This is a genomic window from Paraburkholderia sp. Cpub6, assembly GCF_014201065.1.
Taxonomy (GTDB): Bacteria; Pseudomonadota; Gammaproteobacteria; order Burkholderiales; family Burkholderiaceae; genus Paraburkholderia; species Paraburkholderia tuberum.
Genome location: NZ_JACHDM010000031.1, coordinates 14,569 through 35,239, shown reverse-complemented (window position 1 = coordinate 35,239; position 20,671 = coordinate 14,569). Strand labels below are relative to the sequence as shown.

Sequence of the window (20,671 nt, the reverse complement as noted above, 5' to 3'; positions counted from 1 at the left end):
TCCAGCGCACACGGCGCGTATATGTCGGGACCGCTCAACGCCAACGGCGTCTGGCGCTACATGCGATCCAGAGGGAAATAAGCCGCGAGCGGGTCTCAAAGTGCTTTCAGATTGGCGCCGCAACGCGTAGATCGGCTGCGCAGTGCACAGCCTGGCGACGTCAATCTGAGGGCGCATGCTCTCTATCTGTCTCCTCCGACGACCTCCGTCGACGGATCTGCCCGGCCACTGAGCCGGGCCTTTTTATTCGTTAGGCCATGGACTTCGCGATCAGCGTCTCGGCTGACCTGAAGGCGCTCACGAAATCGCTGTCGCAGCTCGAAAAGCAGCAGTTGCCATTCGCGATTGCGCAGACGCTGACAGCGGTCGCCAAGATCGCGCAAGCCGATGAGAAAGCCGCAATGCCGGAAGTGTTCGACCGGCCGACGCCTTTCACCGTTAGCTCGGTGGCCGTGAAGGGCGCTCGCAAGACTGATCTCGAAGCCCGCGTGTTCATTAAGGACATCGCAGCGGCATACCTCGAACCGTATGAGTTCGGCGGCAACCACAAACTGATTGGGCGCGGCAAGACGTGGCTGAACCCGAAAGATCGTAATCTCCTCAACCAGTACGGCAACTTCAGCAAGTCAGCGATGCAGCGCCTTGAGGCGCGCCCTGACGTATTCGTCGGCACGATCAAGACGAGGAGCGGTGAGCAGATCGGCGGTGTGTGGCAGCGGCCACAGAACGCGAAGGTCATCAAGCGGGCCGGCAAGCGCGGCGTCGCGGTACGCGGTGCAAACACGACAGGGCATCTCAAGTTGCTGATCCGATTCGGCGATGCGATGCCGGTCAGACGTCATCTGGAGTTCGGTGATCGCGCGCTCGAATCGGTCGACGCGAACTTCGCGCGCGAGTTCGACAAGGCCATGGCGAAGGCGCTGGCGACTGCGAAACTGAGGTGACCATCCTGAGGCGCACCGGTTTGGTGCCGGCCGGGAGGCGGAGGGGAGGCCGTCCCACATCGTGGGCGGGTCCCTCCCGCCCTTCCGGACACGCGGGCACTGCGCGCGCGCGATATTTCTCTAGCTGTGAAATTTTTGAATTTGGGTAACAGGTAACAGATCCGCGCCATGAACCAGAGTGAGTTTGCCGCGCTTCACGGCGTTAGCCGGAAGACCGTCACGAAATGGAAGGACCGCGGCTGGCTTGTGTTTGCGGGCGATGAGGTCGACGTCGAGGCCTCGAATGCGCTGCTGAAAAGATACCGTCGCGACGGCGTGCCGGCTGTTACCCCGACGCCGGAAGGTAACGCGGCAGGTAACAAGCCTGCGCGGCCGAAGCGCAAGGTAACAGAGGTAACGATCAAGGAGGGAGAGAGCGGCGCCCAGGCGGCCGTTCGTCTTCTGGTGGCCAGCGGTGCCGACATGGACATCGAAGAGGCCAAGCGGGTCAAGGAGAACTACCTCGCTCTGCGAGAGCAGCTTGAGTACGACCGCGATGCCGGACTGGTCGTAGAGGTGGCAGACGTTGCGAAGGCGGTGGGCGAAGAGTACGCCAAGGTTCGGACGAAGCTCCTCGCCATACCGTCCGAGCACGCCCCACGCATTCAACGATTGAAGACGGTTCAAGAGGTGCAGGATGTCTTGCACAGCATCATTGTCGAAGCGCTCGAGGAGTTGACCCGCGATGGAGATGGGAACACCGCTTAGCGAGCGGCGTTACGCCATCGGGTATGACGTGATGCGGCGCGAGCTCCTGGCAGCACGCCGTAGAAACATCCAGCCGCCGCCGCGGCTGACGCTCAGCCAGTGGGCTGAGAAGTATGCAGTCCTGTCGCGCGAGACGAGTGCTCAGACAGGCAAGTTTCACGCATTTCCGTACCAGAACGGCATCATGGATGCCATTACGGACCCGTCCGTAGAGACGGTCACGGTCAAGAAGTCGGCGCGCGTCGGATACACGAAAATCCTCGACCACGTTGCCGGTTTCTTTATCCATCAGGATCCTTCGCCGATCTTGGTCGTGCAGCCTCGCGTCGAGGATGCCGAAGATTACAGCGTGACGGAAATCGCGCCGATGCTGCGCGATACGCCGGTGCTTGCCGAGATTGCCGGGGATCTCAAAAAGAAGGACTCCCAGCAAAAGATCGCCAAGCGGATATTCCCGAACGGATCATCGATCTCCTTCGTTGGCGCGAACAGCCCTGGTGGCTTTCGCCGGATTACTGCCCGCGTCGTGATGTTCGACGAGGTCAACGGGTACCCGGTAATGGGCGCCGGCAAGGAAGGAGATCAGATCAAGCTTGGCATCAAGCGGTCGGAGTCTTTCTGGAATCGAAAAATCGTTCTCGGGAGCACGCCTACGGTCAAGGGCGAAAGCCGGATCGATAAAAGCTTCGAGAAAAGCGACCAACGGCATTACTACGTGCCGTGCCCGCACTGCGGTGAATTCCAGATCCTCGAATGGGGCGGTCCAGAGACCCCTTACGGGATGAAGTGGGACAAGGACGAGCAAGGCGTTGGTTTGCCGGAAACGGCCTACTACGTCTGTCGTCACAACGGCTGCATCATTTACGACGTCGACAAGCCAGCGATGGTCGGCGCGGGCGAATGGCGCGCACACAAGCCGTTCGCAGGGCATGCCGGCTTCCACATCTGGGCCGGATACAGCCTGTTCTCGAATGCGGCCTGGCCGAATCTGGTCGAAGAATGGTTGGATGTGAAGGACGACCCGCTTATGCGGCAGACCTTCGTCAACCTGGTGCTCGGAGAGGATTACGAAGACCGCGGCGATCGCGCTCTCAGCGAAAACCGCCTCGCGGCGCGCACTGAAGTTTGGGCGGCAGAGGTGCCCGATGGCGTCGGCGTGGTCACGGTGGGCGGTGACGTCCAAGACGACCGCGTCGAACTCGAAACGATCGGCTGGGGCCGCAATGAGGAAAGCTGGTCGATCGACCATGCGGTCATTGAAGGCGATCCAGAAAGCGTCGAGTTGTGGGCGCGCGTCGATGCATATCTGAAGCGCATCTGGCGCCGGGCTGACGGCCGCGGCTTCGAGGTGACCGCGGCTTGTATCGACTCTGGCGGCCACCACACGCAGAAGGTCTATGAGTTCGCTAAAGCGCGGCTAGGTCGTCGAATCTGGGCGATCAAGGGTGAATCGGCGCGCGGCGGTGCGCGCTCGCCGGTTTGGCCGACAAGGCGCCCATCGTCTCGAAACAAGTCGACTTTCCGCCCGGTGATCGTTGGCGTCAACGCGGCGAAAGACGTGATTCGCGATCGGTTGCGGCGCGATCCCGACGAGACCGACGGCGTCCTGTCGTACCCGGCCGGGTACATGCACTTCCCGAGTGATCGGGACATCAACTACTTCGCGCAGCTCATCTCGGAGCGATCCGTCACGAAGGTCGCGAACGGACAGAAGTTTCGAGTGTGGGAGTTGCCGCCAGGGCGCGCGAACGAAGCGCTCGACATTCGTGTGTATGGCTACGCCGCGCTTTGTGGGCTGATGCATATGGGCCTGAAGCTGAACAAGCGCGTAGAAGCGGTCGCGGCTGATCCGACTCAACTGGTTGAGCCGGCGCCGGCGGCGCCCGAGGTGCAGGAGATCAGTGTCGTCAGGCCAGCGCGGCCGGATGGCCCGGTCATCAAGCAGGAAGCGCCTGTCAAGAAAACGCGTCTGCGGCGGCTCGCCGGCTGACGAACTGGAGAACCACGTTGCCCTGCTTTGACCCGAACAGCAGTCTGCTGGCCGGCATGGATCAGACCGCGCTGCGCGCGTCGCTCGCGAGCGCGCAGCAGGTCTATCTAGCGCTTTCGACTGGCGGCCAGGCCGAATCGCTTTCGTACACGCAGGGCGACGGTACGCGGTCCGTGACATACACCCGCGCGAACCTCGCACAGCTTGCCGCGGCAATACAACTTATGCAGGCGCAGCTCGGCATCGTTGTGGCGCCGCGCAGAGCACTTCGACTGACATTCACACGCCGATGACCGAAACGAACGTACAGATCCTTGGCGCTGACGGCCAGCCGTTGCCAGCGCGCGGGAGACGTGCGCTCGCGCTGAACAGCTTTGGCGGTTCCGGCAGCCAGGTTGCTTTTGACGCGGCCGACATGGGCGGCCAGCACATGCGCGACTGGCAGCCATTCCTGTGGTCGCCCGACGGTGAACTCAATCCGTACCGCGATCGCATCGTGTCGCGCGTGCGCGATCTTGTGCGCAACGATGGATGGGCTTCTGCTGCCGTAACCCGTACCCTCGACAATGTCATCGGTGCGGACTTTCGTCCGATCTCGAAGCCAGACTATCGTGCGCTACAGGCGCAGACCGGCCTTAAGACATTCGACCACCGTTGGGCGGATGAATTTGGCCGCGCTGTCGAAGCAGGTTACCGCACGTGGGCCGAAGATCCGGGCCGTTTCAGCGATGCTCAGCGCAAGCTGACAATCCCGCAGTTGATGCGCCTCGCTTTCCGCCACAAGGTTGTCGACGGTGACGCGCTCGGCATGCTGCGCTGGATGCCTGAGCGGCTAAAGCGCGGCGCGCGCTACGCGACAGTCCTGCAACTGATCGACCCGGATCGGCTATCGAACCCGCAGCAGAATTTCGATAAGCAGATCATGCGGGGAGGCGTCGAAATTGATGAGGACGGTGCGCCTATCGCGTATCACATTCGCAAGGCTCATCAGGGCGACTGGTTCAGCGGAAACAAACAGGTTTCGTGGGAGCGCATCCCGGCGGAGACCGAATGGGGCCGCCCGATCATCGTTCACGATTACGATTTCGACCGCGCTTCTCAGCACCGCGGCGGCGCCGGCATCCTGACGCCGGTCCTGCAGCGTCTCAAAATGCTGATCAAGTACGACGGCACGGAGCTCGACGCCGCGATCATTAACGCGATCTTCGGCGCATACGTCACAAGCCCGTTCGACAAACAGCTTGTTGGTGAGGCGCTTGGCGATGGGGAAGAGGAGGCCGTCAACGGCTATCAGGACGCGCGGGCCGACTTCCACGATAAAAACGATTTGCGCCTTGGGGGCGCACGCCTGCCGATCCTGTTTCCGGGTGAAACGATCAACACCGTTTCCGCCACCCGACCCGCTGGCAACTTCGCCGAGTTCGAAAACGCCATGCTGCGCAACGTCGCGGCCGGCACCGGTATGTCTGCTCAGCAGATCAGCCAAAACTGGGCTGATGTGAACTACAGCTCGTACCGCGCTGCAGCGCTGGAAGCGTGGAAGACGTTCGACCGTCGCCGCAGTGACTTTGGGCGCGGCTTCGGTATGCCGATCTACGCGGCATTCATGGAAGAGGCTTTTGACGTCGACGCTTTACCGTTGCCAGCTGGCGCTCCGGACTTCATGTCGGCGCGCGCGGCATACACGCGGGCGTGGTGGATCGGCCCAGGCCGGGGATATGTGGATCCGCTGAAGGAGCGACAAGGCCAGGCGCTCGGCGTCGAGACCGGGCTGTCCACGCTCGAGGAAGAGACCGCGCAGGCGTCCGGTACTGACTGGCGAGACAACGTCGACCAACGCGCCATTGAGGTCGAGTACTACACAAGCCGCGGCGTGCCGCTCCCTTCGACACTGCAGGGAGCGCCTGCCGAGGAAGTCACCAAGGAACCTCAAGCACAATGAACCATCTTTTGCCGCGGCTGGCGCAGCGTGTCTTCAACACGCCGCTGATGCTGCACCCGCGTAAGGCGGAAATCGTGCTTGCGGCTCTGTCCGATCGGCTCGGCATCGGTCTGATAGGCCGACTTGATGGATCGACCGGCGCGCCGATGGCGATGGAAGACGATGATTACGGTTTCGCGGAACCCGGCAACAATCCGCGAACTGGCTACGACATGGTCGGTCCGGTTGCCGTCATCCCGGTTCAGGGGACACTGGTTCAGAAGCTCGGTTCGCTACGACCATGGTCCGGCATGACGGGCTACGATGGCATTCGACAGAACCTGTTCACCGCGCTCGACGACTCGTCGGTCAAGGCGATCGTTCTGGACATCGACTCGCCGGGTGGCGAGGTCGCCGGGTGCTTTGACATCGTCGATACGATCTACGCGGCGCGGGGCAACAAACCGATCTGGGCAATTCTGAACGAGTCGGCTTACAGCGCGGCTTACGCGATCGCAAGCGCCGCAGACAAGATATATGTTCCACGGACGGGCGGCGTCGGCAGCATCGGCGTTATCTGCGCGCACGTGGACATGTCGCAGGCGCTGACGAGTGCAGGCATCAAGGTTACGTTCATCACCTACGGCGATGCAAAGGCCGACGGGCACAGCGAGATTCCACTGTCCGACGACGCGAAAGCTCGCTTTCAGGCTGACATAGACACGATGGGTCAACTGTTTGTCGACACAGTGGCCCGCAACAGGAATATCTCAGCCGCCACGGTTCGGGATACGCAGGCCGCGACGTTCATGGGCGACAGAGGTGTCGCACTTGGGCTTGCGGACGAAGTGGCGGCGCCAGATGCCGCGTTTCGGGCGTTGATCCAGCAGATCACCGCCTAAACCATCTCCAAAGGACGTTACACATGAAGCTCTCGAAGCTCGCGAGCGCGATGCCGTTCGCCCATTTCCTCGGCATGCCGAGTGCGGCCGCATCGCGCGCGGAAGACGACGAACGCAAGCAGCGCGAAGGCGAGTCGGACGACGACTACGCCAAGCGCATGGAAGAAGAAGACAAGAAGGACGAGGACGCGCGCAAGGCAGAGCAGGACAAGAAGGACGAGGAAGCGCGTCGCGCCGAAGAGGGTGATGACGACGCCGACGCGGAAGCCGACGACAAGGACGACAAGGAAGAGGGCAAGCGCGCCGGCCGGGCGGGCGCGGCTCGCCAGCGCGAGCGTGTGCGTTGTGCCGCCATCGTTGCCGAAGGCATCAAGCTCGGCAGCGTGAAACAAGCTTGCTCACTCGCTTTCGACACAAGCATGACCGCAGCGCAAGCAGTTGGCGTGCTCGCGGCTGCTGCAGCTGATCGTGCAGGCGACGCGAATGCAGCCGCGCCGGTACCGCGTCGCGTCCCGTCGATCGACGAGCGCATGGCGAAGGTTGTCACCCCGAACCCAGGTGCATCGACGCCTGCTGCTGCAGCGCCGTCGCTCGCCGATCAAATCCTCGCGGCCGGCAAGATGCGTCGCGGCGAAATTTAAACCCTCCCCAATCACGGAGAATCACAGATGACTTTGACTGTCACCACGGTTGGGGAGAACCCCCAAGTGCCGTCGATTTCGGCACAAACCTTTGTTCCGGACCAGCTTATTGCGGGCCCGAAGCAGATCGTCACGCGCAATGTGACGCTGACCGGCGGCCCGTATGTGCGCGGCACGGTGCTCGGCAAGATCACCGCCAGCGGCAAGTACACCATTGCGCTTTCGGCGTCGGCGGACGGTAGCCAGAACCCGACCGCCATCCTCGCCGATAACGCCGACGGCAGCGCCGCAGATGTTGTCGCGGGCGCGTTTCTCGAAGGCGAGTTCAACAGCAACGCTGTCACGTTCGGCACGGGCATCACGCTAACGGCCGCGCAGGATGCACTGCGGCCGCTCGGCATTCATCTCAAGTCCTCGGTCTCGGCTGCTGACCCGAGCTAAATCCAACCTGAACTGATGCGATAGCCCCGCCCTTGAGCGGGGCTTTTTCATTTGGGCCACAACTCGGAGAGTGCAATGCCCGGAAATCTGATTTATGACACCAACACCCTGATCGGTGTCGTCCAGAACTTGAAGCTGGCTCAAAGCTGGCTGCTCGACAAATTCTTTCGCAACATGATCGCGGAAGACTCGGAGTTCGTGTCGATCGACGTCGACGTCGGTAAGCGCCGCATGTCGCCGTTCTGCTCCCCGCTGGTCGAAGGCAAGCTGGTCGAAAGCCGCCGCTTCCAGACGAACACGTTCAAACCACCGTACATCAAGGATAAGCGCGCGCCGGATCTGCGCAAGCCTGTTCGCCGCATGATCGGCGAGCGCATCGGCGGAGACTTCCCGCCCGAAGTGCGCGAGCAGATGAACCTCGAGTTCGAGCTCAACGATCAGATCGACATGCTGACGCGCCGTCTCGAATGGATGGCCGCGCAGGTTCTGCTGACCGGCACGCTGACCGTGACTGGCGAAGGTTTCCCGACCACCGTGATCGACTTCGGTCGCGATGGCTCGCTTACGGTCGCCCTGACCGGTGGCGCCACCTGGACGGCTGCCAACATCACTGCCGGCACGGCAAATCCGACCGGCAACATCGAGACGTGGCAGACGCAGATTCTCAAATCGTCGGGTGCGGTTGCGACCGACATCGTCTTCACGCCGAAGGCATGGAACGGCTTCAAGCTCGATCCGGCGCTGAAGGGTGCCATCCTGTTCCCCGCGCTGGGCGAGAACGGCAACGTCGTGAATGTCGGCGCGCAGATTCAACGCGGTGCCGTCTTTAAGGGGCGCTGGGGTCAGTACGATCTGTGGCTCTACAACGACTGGTACGTCGACGATAACAACGTCGAACAGCCGATGCTGCCGGACGGCTCGCTGATTATGTCGGGCCCGGATCTGCAGGGCACGCGCGCTTTCGGTCAGATCATCGACCCGAAGTTCAACTACGGAGCGCTTCCTTTCGCTCCGAAGACGTGGCTCGTCGAGGATCCGGCTCAGCGTTTCCTCATGATGCAATCCGCGCCCGTCATCATCCCGAGCCGCGTGAATGCTGCGCTGGCTGCAACCGTCGCTTGAGGTGAACATGGCTGAGAAACTCATCGAAGCAGTTGTTGCGCGCGGTCGCACCCTCCACGACCAACTCAAGCCGCACGAAGATCCGGTCATCAAGAAGGCCGGCGAGACGGTCAAGCTGCCGGAATCCGAAGTGAAGCGCCTGCGCGCGCTCGGCTTCCTCGTTCCCGAAAAGGTCGAAGAAGTAGAAGCCGAGGGCGCGCAGATCACCGGCGGCCAGGTCTCTGTGACGCAGTCGGAGTAAGCCGATGGACTGGGACGATGTAGTCGACGCCAAGATCCTGACGCCGCTGCAAAAGACGTTCGGCACAGGGATCACGTATCAACCTGCAGTCGGCGCACCGTTCCAGATTACCGGCATCTACGACAAGGCTTTCTTCGGCATCGATCCGACGACCGGAGAGACCATCGTCACGACGCAGCCGACAGTCGGCGTTCAGCTTTCGCAGTTCGTCGGCCAGCCGCAGCCGCTGCAAGGCGATCAGCTGCTGATCCTCAAGACGAGTGAGCAATGGGAAGTCCGGGAGGTTCATCCGGACGGCCACGGCGCCGCGCGGCTGATGCTTAACGTACCGGGGCAAACCGATGTCTGATCAGACTGCGCGCGCGGGATTCCGCGCTGCACTGCTGTCCGTTCTCGGCACTGTGCAGGGCGTGAATCTGTATTCGCCTGGCGACTGGAACGTGACGGCGGCGAAGCTGCCGGCGATCAAGGTGCGATACGGCGGCGAGGAGAAGCGGTCGCGCGGCAACAACGGGCAGACCTCGTTCGACACTGTGAGCGTCTTTGAGCTGCGTGTCGAAGTGTCGGAGCGATCCGGCCCGGCCGCGCTGCTTGCGCTCGAAGGTCTTCAGGCTGACATTGAGGCGGCGATCTTCAAAAGCGTGCCGCTGCGCGCGCTAGCGCAGGACTTCCCGTTCATGCGCACGCAGACTGAAGTGAGCGCCGACGGCGAGGCGCACGTTGGCGGGATGCTCATCGCGCTCGGCGTGCAGATGTTCGAGACGTTCTATCCAGATGTCACCGCGCAGCTCACAGAAATCGATCTGACTGCGGACCTCGTCAACGTGTTCGACCCGACGACCACTTATCCGAATCCGCCTTTCCCTGACGCAGTACCGCCGGCGCCGCGAACCGAAGGGCCTGATGGCAGGGCTGAAGGCTTCGTCAAGGCCACATTCACTTAAAGGAGTGACGAATGATCGTCAAACCTGCACCGGGCCTCAAAGTGCGGCATCCGGTCACGAAGCAGTTTTTGCCGCCCGAAGGCATCGAAGTGCCGGAAGGCGACATTTTCTGGACGCGCGCGGCGAACGACGGTGACGTCGTCATCGAATCCGCGGCGGCCGCAACCGCAACGAAGAAGGCCGGGGGTGACGCGCAATGACCGTCCCGTTCAAACAGATTCCGCAGAACCTGCGCACCCCGCTGTTCTTCGCTGAAATCGACAATTCTCACGCCAATACGGCGGTCGCGAATCAGCGCGGGCTGCTCATCGGCCCGATGACGACTGGCGCGGCGGTCGCGAACACGCCGCTGCTATCGGCCGGCACCGGCGACGCGAACACGCAATTCGGCGCGAACTCGGTGCTTGCTCTGATGACGGCCGCGTATCGCGATAACGACCAGTTCGGCGAGCTATGGTGCCTGCCGCTGGCGGACGATGCCGGTGCGACCGCAGCGAGCGGCTCGATCGCGGTCACCTCGGCGCCGACGGCGAACGGCACGCTGGCGCTGTATATCGCCGGCCAACTCGTTTCGATCGCAGTGGCCTCCGGTCAGACGACGGCGCAAGTCGCCGCGGCTCTCGCTGCGGCTATCAACCTGATTCCGGGCATGCCGGTGACGGCGAGTGCGGCGACGAACACGGTCACGCTGACGGCTGACAACAAAGGCCTCGTCGGCAACGACATCGACATCCGCTTCAACTACCAAGGCGCGGCGAATGGCGAGGTGTTCCCGACCGGTTTCGCTGCGACTATCACGGCGATGTCCGGTGGTGCGACGAACCCGGTGCTAACCACCGCACTCGGCAATCTGCTCGACATGCCGTTCGACTTCATCGCGTGCGCGTTCACGGACACGACGTCGATGGACGCGATCAAGGCGTTCCTGAACGACTCCACCGGCCGCTGGAGCTGGGAACAGCAAGTGTTCGGTCACGCGTTCTATGCGTACCGCGCGACGTGGGCAACTCTCACGACGTTCGGTACCGCTCGGAACAACCAGCACGAAACGGTGATGGGCTTCAACGACTCGCCGACGCCACCGTGGCAGTGGGCCGCGTCGGTCGCGGCTGTCACCGCGGTCAGCGTGCGTGCGGATCCGGGCATCCCGATGCAGACGGTCGCGCTGACCGGTGTGCTGGCACCGCCGCTGCAGTCGCGCTTCAACCTCAGCCAGCGCAACACGCTGCTGTACGACGGCATCTCGACGTTCACCGTCGCGGACGATGGCACCGTCGCGATCGAGAACCTGATCACGACGTACCAGACGAACGCGTCGGGTCAGCCGGACAACAGCTATCTCGAAATCGAGACAATGTTCCTGCTGACATACGTGCTGCGCCGGCTGCGCACGATGGTGACGACGAAATACGCGCGCGTGAAGCTCGCGGCCGACGGCACCCGGTTCGCGCCGGGCTCGGGCATCGTCACCCCGAAGATCATTAAGGCCGACCAGATCGCGGAATACCGCGCGATGGAGTACGAGGGCTACGTTCAAGGCAGCGACGTCTTCGCGCAGTCGATCGTGGTCGAGCAGAACGCCTCGAATCCGAACCGCGTGGACGTTCTGTGGCCGGGGATTCTGATCAACCAGCTGCGCATCTTCGCGCTGCTGGCGCAGTTCCGTCTGTCGACCACGCAGTCCTGATCTGTCCGTCAACGCATAGCGCCGCCCTGATGGGGCGGCGTTGTCATTTCTGGGAGCCGTAAATGGCGAACAACACAGGCCTCATCGCCGGTACCGCATACCTGACCGTCGACGGGGTGAATTACCAGCTCGAAGGCGAACTGAAGTACGACGTCGCCAAGGTCACGCGTGAAACGAAGTCTGGTCAGGACACGGTGCATGGTTTCAGCGAAATGCCCAAGGCGCCGTCCATCAGCGCATCGATCCGGGATTCCGGCGGCCTAAGCCTCGCCGCGATCAACGCTATGACCAACGTCACTGTCGTGCTCGAGCTTGCCAATGGAAAGACTGTGATCGGCCGCAACATGTGGACTGTTGAGCCGAGCGATGTCGACACGGTCGAAGCGAAATTCCCTGTGAAATGGGAAGGGCTGCAAGGCTGCATCACGGAGAACTAAGCGATGAATGAAACGAAGACGATCGTCCTGCGGAAGCCCTTGACGCATGGCAAGGATGACGCGGAGACGGTGGTCAGTGAGATCACGCTCCGTGAGCCGCTCGCTGGCGACTATGAGAAGGCCGAGCAGTCGGCCGGCGTTTATGGCACGTCGATCGCGCTGATCGCGCTGCTCAGCGGCGTGCCGATTGACGTCATCGACCAGATGTACGGCAGCCAGATCGACGAGGCGGAAGAGTTCATCGCTTCGTTCGGTCACGACGCCGCACGCAATCCTGAGCGTAGCGCCGACGAGACCGTTATTCAATTGACGACGCCAGTCAAGCTTACGAAGGAAGACAGCGCGCTCAATCTGGCGTCACTGACGCTATGCGAGCCGACCAACCAGCAGAAGCGTAAAGCCGAGGCGGCGGGTGGCCCGTTCGCGCGTATGGTGGCGCTGATCAGCCTGATCGGCAAGGTGCCGAAAAGCTCGGTGCGCGCGATGTGTGCGCGCGACTTCCTCGAGGTCGTGGCGTATTTCAACGGTTTTCAGGTTCGGCGATCACCGGACTCGGACGACTGATCGCCGCACGGATCTCGATTCCGGAGTGGTGGGATGACCGTCTCGCCGAGCTGACGCACATGATGCGTTGGACTCCGGATGTGGTCGAGCAGATGACAGAATCCGAGACCCTGCGCTGGCTCGAAAGAGCGCGTCGCCTGGGCAAACGCATTGGAGTTGGCGCATGAACATCGGTGGCGGCGCAGGCGCCGTGCTCAGCACCGCCTCGGGCATTGCAAATCTGGCCAGCTCACTGGCCGCGCGGCTGGGCGGATCCGCTCAGTCGTATTTCGACCAGCTGCGGCCGGCGTCGTACCGCGGCGTGCCGTTCGTGTCGCTCGGCAGCGAGGCCGCGTTTGGCCGGCGCAACCAGATGCACCAGTATCCGCAGCGTGACACGCCGTGGATCGAAGATCTTGGGCGAGGCGCGCGGCGCGTCCGCATGCATGGCTTCGTCATAGGCGACGACGTCATCGCGCAGCGCGACGTGATGATCGCGGCGGTCGAGACGGCCGGCGATGGGGAGTTGATCCACCCGACGCTCGGCCGGCTGTCCGTCAATCTCGATGGCTTCCGCAGCATCGAGCACTGGCAGCATGGCCGGTATTTCGAGTTCCAGTTCGAATTCATCGAAGCCGGCCAGCGGACGTATCCGACGGCTGAAACGGCGACGACGCAGTCGGTCCTGAACGCAGCGACCGGCCTGAACGTGGCCGCCGCGCTGAACTTCGCGAAGACCGCATTGACCGCCATCTCGTACGGCGCGGCCGTGCTCGGCACGGTCGTCAATACGGCGCTCGGCTGGTACACGTACGCGAAGAACATCGTTGGCGACGCGCGGAATCTGTTCCAGCTGCTGTTTAACCTGCCGGGCGACTTCGGTCGCTTCGCGGGCGGCGCGACGGTGCCGACGTTCAGTAAGTATCCAAGTTCGTCGATGCAGTCGGGTCAGACGACCGAATCGATGATCGAGGCCGCGACCGCGGCGCGCGCGGCTGTCAGCACTGCGGCATCGACGATGGCGGCGGCCGCCGCTTCCTTCGACGCGACGACCGTCGACGCGTTCACGTCGTCAGTGCAGGGCGTCGCCTCAGCCGTTCTGGCGGCGACCAACGACCCGGACGACTCGATCCGATTGCTGTCGACGCTCTCGACGTTCGTCCCGGACGCCGGCACGACGACGTCAGTCATTGGCACGGCGATGGGCAATATGCAGTCGGCCTGCAGCGATCTGTTCAGGCGCACTGCAATCGGTTCCGTCGCGCAGGCATCGTCGACGTATCAGCCAACGTCGAGCGATGACGCGGCGCGCGTGCGCGACCTCGTGACAGGCCTGATCGATACTGAGATGACTGTCGCGGGTGACCAGGGCGAAGACGAGACGTATGAAGCGCTCTCGACGCTGCGTGCAGCGGTTGTCGCCGACCTGAACAAGCGCGGCGCGGGACTGTCGGCGATCAAGACGTTCACGCTGCCGTCGACGCTTCCGTCGCTCGCACTGGCGACCCGGCTGTATCGCGACCCGACGCGCGCGGACGAGCTCGTCGCGCAGGCGAACCCCGTGCATCCTGCATTCATGCCGACGACCTTTAAGGCGCTGGCGACCTGATCCTTGAGCGGCTTCAATGGCAAGCAAAATCTCCATCGCAATCACCGCAAAGAATCAGGCGTCGGGCCCGATTGCGAAGGTGACGAACAGCCTGACGAAGCTGCAAGCGCAGGCGAACAGCGGAAAATTGAGCGGACTCGGTCGCTCGATCACCGCAGGGTTTGGCTCAAGCAGCGGCGCGATCTCGGAAATCGCGAGCTTCGTCGGCAAAGCGGGCATCATAGGCGGCGTCACAGCGCTGACGTTCAAGATCGCCCAGCTCGAATCGCAATGGGCGTCGTCGGTTCGCTCCATGAGCAATCTGGCGATACGGAGCGGCCTGTCGCCGACATCGGCATTCGGCGTGCAGTACGCCGGGCGCCTCGCGGGGCTCGCGCCCGAGCAGGCGAACGCTGGCATCGAGCAGGTAAGGCAGACGTACAGCGACGCAATCAACAACCGCAATCCTGAGGCGCTCAAGCGCTTCCAGGCGGCAGGCATCTCGACGGACCCGAACAGGCTTGAGTCGATTGAATCGGTGCTTACGAAGCTGGCAGCATACGCGGAGACGCTGCGCGGCCAAGGCAAGTATGGCGGCGCACAGAACTTCCTGAACGCTGCAGGCGCGGGATCGCTGGTCGACTTTCTGGATCGAGGCTCGGCTCAGGTTGCCGCTGATCTCGCGACCGCTAAGGCGTACGTCCCGGACGAGCAGGACATCCAGCGTGCGAAGGAGTACGCCGATGCGTCAGCGAGGCTGGGCATCACATATGACCGCCTAACAACGTCCGTCCTGAGCGGCGTCGAGCCGGCGCTCAACTCGTTGCTGAGTGGGATTCAGTTCTTTTTCGACGCGGCGAGCAACCGCGGCAGGCCAAAGCCACAGCCGAACGGTGCGAACAGCACAGAACAAAGGATTTGGGACGGGTTCGGGCGCTTCGGCAATCTGTTGCGCGGCAATGGGCCCGCGACGATGGCTCAACTGAATGAGAAAACGTCGGTCGGCAATGGTCTGCAGCTTGAGCAGGCTCGGTCCGATGTCGAGTGGTACATGAACCATGGCCTCTCGCGTGAGCGCGCGATCGGCATGGTGGCTAACGCGAGCCGCGAGAGTCGTCTTGACGAACGCGCCGTCGGAGACAACGGGAATGCTGTAGGGCTTTTTCAGTGGCATCCAGACAGGCAGGCCCTGTACCAGCGCACCTTCGGGCGGCCGCTGGCATCTGCTAGCCACGAAGAGCAACTCGGCTATTCGCTCTGGGAGCTTCAGAACAACGAGGCTGCGGCCGGGCGCGCATTGTTCGATACCAACCGCTCCGATGAGGCGGCCGCGCGGGTTTCATCGCTTTACGAGCGACCGAAGGATCCCGGCGAGGCAAACATCCGGGCCGGCATCGCACGGCAATTGGACGAGGAACTTGGTCAGGGTACCGGCGAGCCGGGCAAGGTCCGGGTCGAGATCGTCCACAAGAATCCGCCGCCTGGCACGAGCACGAACGTCACGTCGTCTCCGAACGTCGACACGCAATTGAAAACGGACCGCCAGCAAGCCCCGCTTGGCGATCAATACGCCTACTCGCCTGGTAATTTCTGATGCCGAATGCAGATCGCATTGTCGACGCTGTTGGCGCTGCGCCCGGAACCGATGAAGTGCGCGTGCTGCTGACGCAGGACGGATTGCTCCTGACAGGCTGGAAGGCGGTCCGGATCACGCGCTCGATCGAGTTCGCGACATCTTCGTTTCTGCTGACGTGCTCGGCTGACGCGAACACACTCAAGCTGGTGTCGCGCGAGGGTGCGCCGGTGACGATTTCGATCGGCAGCGACGTCGTGCTCGCTGGATATGTCGAGACCATCGAGACGATCCTGACGCCGACATCGCACGACATCACGATCTCGGGCCGCGGGAAGCTCGCCGATCTTGTCGACTGCTCGTGCCGGATCGATCGGATCAATGCGAACACCGGGCTGAAGGCGCTGTGCGCGAGCATAGCGACGCCATATTCGGTCGACGTCTTCGTCCCGCCGAACGGGACGCAGGCAGTTCTCGATGCGCTCCCGGCGCTTCCTCGGCAGATCGTCAGCATTACCGAGACGGCGTGGGAAGTCATCGAGCGGTACGCGCGCTACTGCGGTCTGCTGGTCTATGAGAGCGAAGAGGGCGAGCTGACGATTTCGCAGGCCGGGACCGAACTTGGTGGATCGGGCGTCGCGCTCGGCAGCAACATCGAAGCGATCGTCTGCACGAAGAGCACGCTCGGAACGTTCAGCACGTACAACGCGGTACTGAGCGCCTATAGCATGGGCGCGGACGATGAGAGCATAGCTAACCTGCCGGTCGTTACGGTCGCGGCAACGGGCACAGCCGCGAACCCAGGGCGAACCCGGCCGACATATTTCGTCTCTGAACAAAGCGCGACAGACAGGCGTTTCATCGAGAAGCGCGTCAACTGGATGGCTTCGCGGGCATATGGCCGCGCGCGGCGCGTGCGCGTGCTGGTGGATAACTGGCGCGACGCAAGCGGCTCGCCCTGGCTTGTCAACGTCAACTATCCGGTCTCGGGCGCCTTGGCTGGTGTCCCGGACAACACGATTCTTCTGCTCGCTGAGGTGACGTTCATCCTGAGCGAGAAGGGCACGCACGCCGAGCTTGTCTTCGGGCCGCGCCAGGGCTTCCTGCCTGAGCCGATTGCGCTCGACGTGCTTCCGATGGATGAATCAACGCAAACACCCACGGAGCAATAGTGCTTGACCAACTGAACAGGCTTGCGCGCCGAATTCTGCTGTTGATGGCGCGCGGCACGATCGCGCTCGTTGACGACACGAAGGGCGTGCAGACGTTGCAGGTGAGGCTGAACCCGCTCGAGCTGATCCCGGATGTGCCGCGCTACGCAGAGTACGGCTTCACGTCGAACCCGCCGGCCGGATCGCAGTCGCTGATCGCCTTCAAGAACGGCGACCGTAACGACGGCTTTGTGATTGCCACGTCGAACGCGAAATATCGGATGACAGCACTTGCGTCGGGCGAGATAGCGATCCACGACAACAAAGGGCAGTCGGTCTATCTCTCAGCGTCCGGAATCGTCGTGAACGGCGGCGGTAACCCGATCACGCTGACAAACGCGCCGGAAGTCATCGCGGACACGCCGCTGCTGAAATGCAAGGGCGACATCCTGGACAACTACGAGACGAACACGCGGACGGTTGCCGGCATGCGCGAAGTCGCAAATTCGCACGTGCACCCTATCAACGACGTCCAGACAGGCGGTAGCACGATCAACACGCAGCCGCCGACGCAACAGGAGTAACGCATGTCCGACATCTCCGTCATCTGGGACGTCGACAACAGCCGCGGCGACTGGCAGTTTATCGCTCCGGTGCTCGTCACCGGGAATGATCTGCAGACCGCAGTGCTCGTCAGCATCTTCACCGATCGCCAGGCGAATCCAGACGATGTGATTACAGATGGAACGGGCGACCCGCGCGGCTGGTGGGGCGACATCGGCGAAGACAAGCCGATCGGCTCGCGGCTCTGGCTGCTCGACCGGTCGAAGCAAACGCAGGAAGTGCTGAATCATGCGCGCGACTATGTCAACGAGGCGCTTCAGTGGCTCGCTGACGATGGCGTCGTCGCGAGTATCGATGTGCAGACGCAGTGGGTGCGCGACACGTTTCTAGGCGTGCAGATCACGCTCTATCAACCGACGGGCTCGCAGATTTCGATGACGTATGCGTGGGCCTGGCAACAGCTCTCCTGACATGCCATTTCAAAGAAAGACGCTTTCCACCTTGCTAGCCGAGGTGGCGGCCGACATTTCGTCCGCGCTTCAGGGTGCCGATGCGCTTCTGCGCTTCGCCGTCCTGAAGATCATCGGCAAGATTCAGGCGGGTATGTGCAATCTGCAGTTCGGCTATCTCGACTGGGTCGCACGGATGGCCGTTCCCTTCACCGCCGAGGACGAATACCTTGAAGGGTGGGCGGCGCTGAAAGGCGTCTATCGGAAGGCCGCGACGTCGGCGCAGCTGACCGCGCAGTTCCTTGGGACGACCGGCAAGGTGCTCAGCTCGGGCACCGCGCTCGCACGAGGCGACGGGACGACCTATACGACGTCGACCACTGGTACGGTGGACGGCACCGGCTATGTGTCCGTCACGATCGTGGCTGATGACGCTGGCTCCGCTGGCAACGCCGACGCCGGCACGGCCGTTTCGTTGAGCCTCGCGGTCGACGGTATCCAGCAGGGCGGCACGATCACGGCGACGCTGCAATCCGGCGCAGACATCGAGGACAACGATGATCTGCGGAGCCGGATGCTCGACGCGTACCAAGGCACGCCGCAGGGCGGCGATACCGACGATTACGTCGAATGGGCGCTCGAAGTGGCGGGTGTCACGCGCGCGTGGTGCGCACCCAACAATTTCGGTGCTGGGACAGTCGTAGTCTATACGATGTGGGACAACGCCGAATCGACGCATGGCGGGTTCCCGCAGGGAGCGAACGGCGTCTCGCAGAACGATAAGGGGCCGGGAGGCCTCCCACGCGGCAATGTCGCCACCGGGGACCAGCTGGTCGTTGCCGACTATATCGTCGCGAAGCAACCGGTTACCGCGCTGGTCTATTCGTGCTCGCCGATCGCTAACAATCTGACGATCACGCTGTCAGGACTTATGTCGACTACGACAGCGACGCGAGCCGCGATCTCGGCCGCGATCGCCGACGTGCTGTTCCGCAACGGCGATCCTCGCGCGGGCACGATCAACCGCGACGACATCTCGGCGGCGATTCGATCCGTGTCGGGCACGAGCGGCTTTCTGATCACGCTTATTCAAGGCGTCGTCGGCACAACGACGACGACCTATCCGGGGAATATCGCCAGTGGGTTCGGGCAGTTGCCCGTGCTCGCAACGGTGAACTATGTCTGAGGTCCCATGCGCGCACCGAGTTTAATCGCCGCTGATTTTCTGAGGGCGATGCAGGGTCTCATGCCGCGAGGTCGTATCTGGCCGCGCGCGGACGATGCGGTGCAGACACAGGTTCTCTCCGGTCTGGCGCCAAGCTATGAGCGTGCGACGGCACGGGCGAACTATCTGCTCGTCGATGCATTCCCGGCAACGACATACGAGCTGCTGCCCGAGTGGGAATCGACGCTTGGCCTGCCAGATCCATGCGCCGGTACGGCGCCGACGATCACGCAGCGTCAGGCGCAGGTGGTTGCGCGATTCGTTGGAGTGGGTGGGCCCACTATCGCAAGCCTGACGGCGTTCGCGGCGAACCTCGGCTACAGCGTCACGATCACGCAGTACACACAGGCGCGCGCGGGCATGTTGAAGGCCGGCGATCCCTGCTGCGGGTACGACTGGAATTTCGCCTGGAAGATCACTGCACCACTGAATACGGTGGTGCGCGCCGTGGCTGGGGCAATGGCTGCAGGAGATCCGCTCGCAGCGTGGGGCAACAGCGTACTCGAGTGCGAGATCAAGGCGGTTATGCCTGCGCACACCATTCCAATCTTTGCATACGCATAAGAGGTCACATGTTTCGTATCGACGACGCTACCGCAGCAACCTCGCTGCCCACGCCTGAGGCGGCCGGCACGGAAGGCTATTTCACCGAAGGAAATCCGACCGCCGGCACGCCCGCGACGAACGTGCGCGGATCGTGGCTCAACATGATTCAGGAAGAGCTTTGCTCGATTCTCGCTGCGGCCGGCATCACGCGCTCCAAGACCACCTACAACCAGGTGAATAGCGCGCTGCAGAAGATGTATTCGCCGGTCATCGGTTCGGCTCGCAACGTGGCTATGACTGTTGCAGCCGCAAGCGCAACAGCGACGCTCACGGCTGATGAGATCGTCGTCGGCTCTGCACTGGGCGGGCAAAAGTACGTCCTCGCAAGCTTCAGCAAGACCATCAACCTCGCCACAACCGGCGCCGGTGGTATGGACACTGGCAGCGCGCCCGCATCGGGTTATGTCGCGCTCTACGCGATCTCCAATCCGACGACAGGTGCCACGGCGCTACTCGCGACTAATGCAACGTCAACCGTTGCGCCCAGCGTGTACGGCGGCGCCAACATGCCTGCCGGCTACGCGGCGAGCGCGCTGGTGAGCGTGTGGCCGACGAACGCAAGCAGTCAGTTCGTGCTCGGTAGCCAGCGTGACCGCAAGATCGCCATCCAGCCCTATACCGCGCTGACCCTGCCTACCAGTTCCACTTCGATTGGAACGACCGCCCTTTCGATTTCTGGCGCTGTCCCCCGTAACGCCTGCGCAATTGACGGACGACTCCAGATGTCGTTCACGACGGCGACATCGTGCGCGCCGCTGATCAATCTGACCGACGCACTTGGTAACGGTGGCCAGTGGCTATATGCGAGCGAAACCGGTCCGAGCGCCCAGGTTGGGGGGGCATTCGCAGAGTTGCTGACCCCGACTCCACAAACGGTGTATTACAACATCGGCAATTCCAATGCAGTGTCAGTGACTTACTACGTATACGTGACCGCGTATCGATTCTAAGAAGG

Annotated in this window: 24 protein-coding genes; all 24 read left to right on the top strand. The window is 62.5% G+C overall.

Features of this window, described 5'->3' with window-relative positions; translation table 11 throughout:
• The first annotated feature begins 257 nt into the window (after nt 1–257).
• The 24 genes from HDG33_RS31995 (at nt 258) to HDG33_RS31880 (ending at nt 20,666) form a co-directional block, all read left to right on the top strand.
• Nucleotides 258–944, top strand: a complete 687-nt coding sequence (locus tag HDG33_RS31995; RefSeq protein ID WP_184038895.1) for a hypothetical protein — start codon at nt 258–260, stop codon at nt 942–944.
• A 168-nt stretch (nt 945–1,112) separates the two neighbouring features.
• Nucleotides 1,113–1,691 (top strand): hypothetical protein, encoded by a 579-nt coding sequence (locus HDG33_RS31990; protein WP_184038891.1) that lies wholly within the window; start codon nt 1,113–1,115, stop codon nt 1,689–1,691.
• A complete protein-coding gene (locus tag HDG33_RS31985; protein WP_184038888.1) occupies nt 1,669–3,681 on the top strand; it encodes a phage terminase large subunit family protein in 2,013 nt (670 codons plus the stop codon). Before HDG33_RS31990 ends, HDG33_RS31985 begins: the two co-directional genes overlap by 23 nt.
• Before the next feature lie 17 nt (nt 3,682–3,698).
• Complete coding sequence (locus HDG33_RS31980; protein WP_260330654.1) at nt 3,699–3,974, top strand: gpW family protein; 276 nt, start codon at nt 3,699–3,701, stop codon at nt 3,972–3,974.
• The gene (locus HDG33_RS31975) at nt 3,971–5,623 is read left to right on the top strand and encodes a phage portal protein (protein ID WP_184038885.1); all 1,653 of its coding nucleotides are present in this window, start codon (nt 3,971–3,973) and stop codon (nt 5,621–5,623) included. The genes HDG33_RS31980 and HDG33_RS31975 overlap by 4 nt, the downstream gene beginning before the upstream one ends.
• Nucleotides 5,620–6,504, top strand: a complete 885-nt coding sequence (locus HDG33_RS31970) for a S49 family peptidase (RefSeq protein ID WP_184038869.1) — start codon at nt 5,620–5,622, stop codon at nt 6,502–6,504. The genes HDG33_RS31975 and HDG33_RS31970 overlap by 4 nt, the downstream gene beginning before the upstream one ends.
• Before the next feature lie 23 nt (nt 6,505–6,527).
• Nucleotides 6,528–7,145 carry a hypothetical protein gene (locus HDG33_RS31965; protein ID WP_184038858.1) on the top strand — a complete coding sequence of 206 codons (618 nt, stop codon included), beginning with the start codon at nt 6,528–6,530 and terminating at the stop codon, nt 7,143–7,145.
• A gap of 27 nt (nt 7,146–7,172) precedes the next feature.
• Entirely contained in the window at nt 7,173–7,586 is a 414-nt protein-coding gene (locus HDG33_RS31960) for a head decoration protein (RefSeq protein WP_184038854.1), read from the top strand.
• A 75-nt stretch (nt 7,587–7,661) separates the two neighbouring features.
• On the top strand, nt 7,662–8,708 hold the full coding sequence (locus tag HDG33_RS31955) for a major capsid protein (RefSeq protein WP_184038851.1): 1,047 nt from the start codon (nt 7,662–7,664) through the stop codon (nt 8,706–8,708).
• Entirely contained in the window at nt 8,680–8,949 is a 270-nt protein-coding gene (locus HDG33_RS31950) for a hypothetical protein (RefSeq protein WP_184038841.1), read from the top strand. Before HDG33_RS31955 ends, HDG33_RS31950 begins: the two co-directional genes overlap by 29 nt.
• Nucleotides 8,950–8,953: 4 nt before the next feature.
• Entirely contained in the window at nt 8,954–9,298 is a 345-nt protein-coding gene (locus HDG33_RS31945; protein WP_184038838.1) for a hypothetical protein, read from the top strand.
• Nucleotides 9,291–9,893, top strand: a complete 603-nt coding sequence (locus HDG33_RS31940; RefSeq protein WP_184038833.1) for a hypothetical protein — start codon at nt 9,291–9,293, stop codon at nt 9,891–9,893. The genes HDG33_RS31945 and HDG33_RS31940 overlap by 8 nt, the downstream gene beginning before the upstream one ends.
• Nucleotides 9,894–9,904: 11 nt before the next feature.
• A complete protein-coding gene (locus HDG33_RS31935; protein WP_184038829.1) occupies nt 9,905–10,093 on the top strand; it encodes a DUF2635 domain-containing protein in 189 nt (62 codons plus the stop codon).
• Nucleotides 10,090–11,580 carry a phage tail sheath subtilisin-like domain-containing protein gene (locus HDG33_RS31930; RefSeq protein WP_184038826.1) on the top strand — a complete coding sequence of 497 codons (1,491 nt, stop codon included), beginning with the start codon at nt 10,090–10,092 and terminating at the stop codon, nt 11,578–11,580. Before HDG33_RS31935 ends, HDG33_RS31930 begins: the two co-directional genes overlap by 4 nt.
• Before the next feature lie 62 nt (nt 11,581–11,642).
• On the top strand, nt 11,643–12,017 hold the full coding sequence (locus tag HDG33_RS31925) for a phage tail tube protein (protein WP_184038820.1): 375 nt from the start codon (nt 11,643–11,645) through the stop codon (nt 12,015–12,017).
• Between the two features lie 3 nt (nt 12,018–12,020).
• Nucleotides 12,021–12,581: a phage tail assembly protein gene (locus HDG33_RS31920; RefSeq protein WP_184038816.1), complete on the top strand. Its 561-nt coding sequence runs from the start codon at nt 12,021–12,023 to the stop codon at nt 12,579–12,581.
• 163 nt (nt 12,582–12,744) lie between these two features.
• Entirely contained in the window at nt 12,745–14,169 is a 1,425-nt protein-coding gene (locus tag HDG33_RS31915; protein ID WP_184038813.1) for a DNA circularization protein, read from the top strand.
• A gap of 16 nt (nt 14,170–14,185) precedes the next feature.
• Complete coding sequence (locus HDG33_RS31910) at nt 14,186–15,742, top strand: phage tail tip lysozyme (RefSeq protein ID WP_184038810.1); 1,557 nt, start codon at nt 14,186–14,188, stop codon at nt 15,740–15,742.
• A complete protein-coding gene (locus HDG33_RS31905; RefSeq protein WP_184038808.1) occupies nt 15,742–16,893 on the top strand; it encodes a phage baseplate assembly protein in 1,152 nt (383 codons plus the stop codon). The genes HDG33_RS31910 and HDG33_RS31905 overlap by 1 nt, the downstream gene beginning before the upstream one ends.
• On the top strand, nt 16,893–17,456 hold the full coding sequence (locus HDG33_RS31900) for a phage baseplate assembly protein V (protein WP_311548402.1): 564 nt from the start codon (nt 16,893–16,895) through the stop codon (nt 17,454–17,456). The genes HDG33_RS31905 and HDG33_RS31900 overlap by 1 nt, the downstream gene beginning before the upstream one ends.
• A 3-nt stretch (nt 17,457–17,459) precedes the next feature.
• Nucleotides 17,460–17,906: a phage GP46 family protein gene (locus tag HDG33_RS31895; RefSeq protein ID WP_184038805.1), complete on the top strand. Its 447-nt coding sequence runs from the start codon at nt 17,460–17,462 to the stop codon at nt 17,904–17,906.
• A 1-nt stretch (nt 17,907) separates the two neighbouring features.
• On the top strand, nt 17,908–19,071 hold the full coding sequence (locus HDG33_RS31890; protein WP_184038802.1) for a baseplate J/gp47 family protein: 1,164 nt from the start codon (nt 17,908–17,910) through the stop codon (nt 19,069–19,071).
• Between the two features lie 6 nt (nt 19,072–19,077).
• A complete protein-coding gene (locus HDG33_RS31885) occupies nt 19,078–19,674 on the top strand; it encodes a YmfQ family protein (protein ID WP_184038799.1) in 597 nt (198 codons plus the stop codon).
• 8 nt (nt 19,675–19,682) lie between these two features.
• Nucleotides 19,683–20,666 (top strand): hypothetical protein, encoded by a 984-nt coding sequence (locus HDG33_RS31880; RefSeq protein WP_184038796.1) that lies wholly within the window; start codon nt 19,683–19,685, stop codon nt 20,664–20,666.
• The last annotated feature ends 5 nt before the right edge of the window (nt 20,667–20,671 follow it).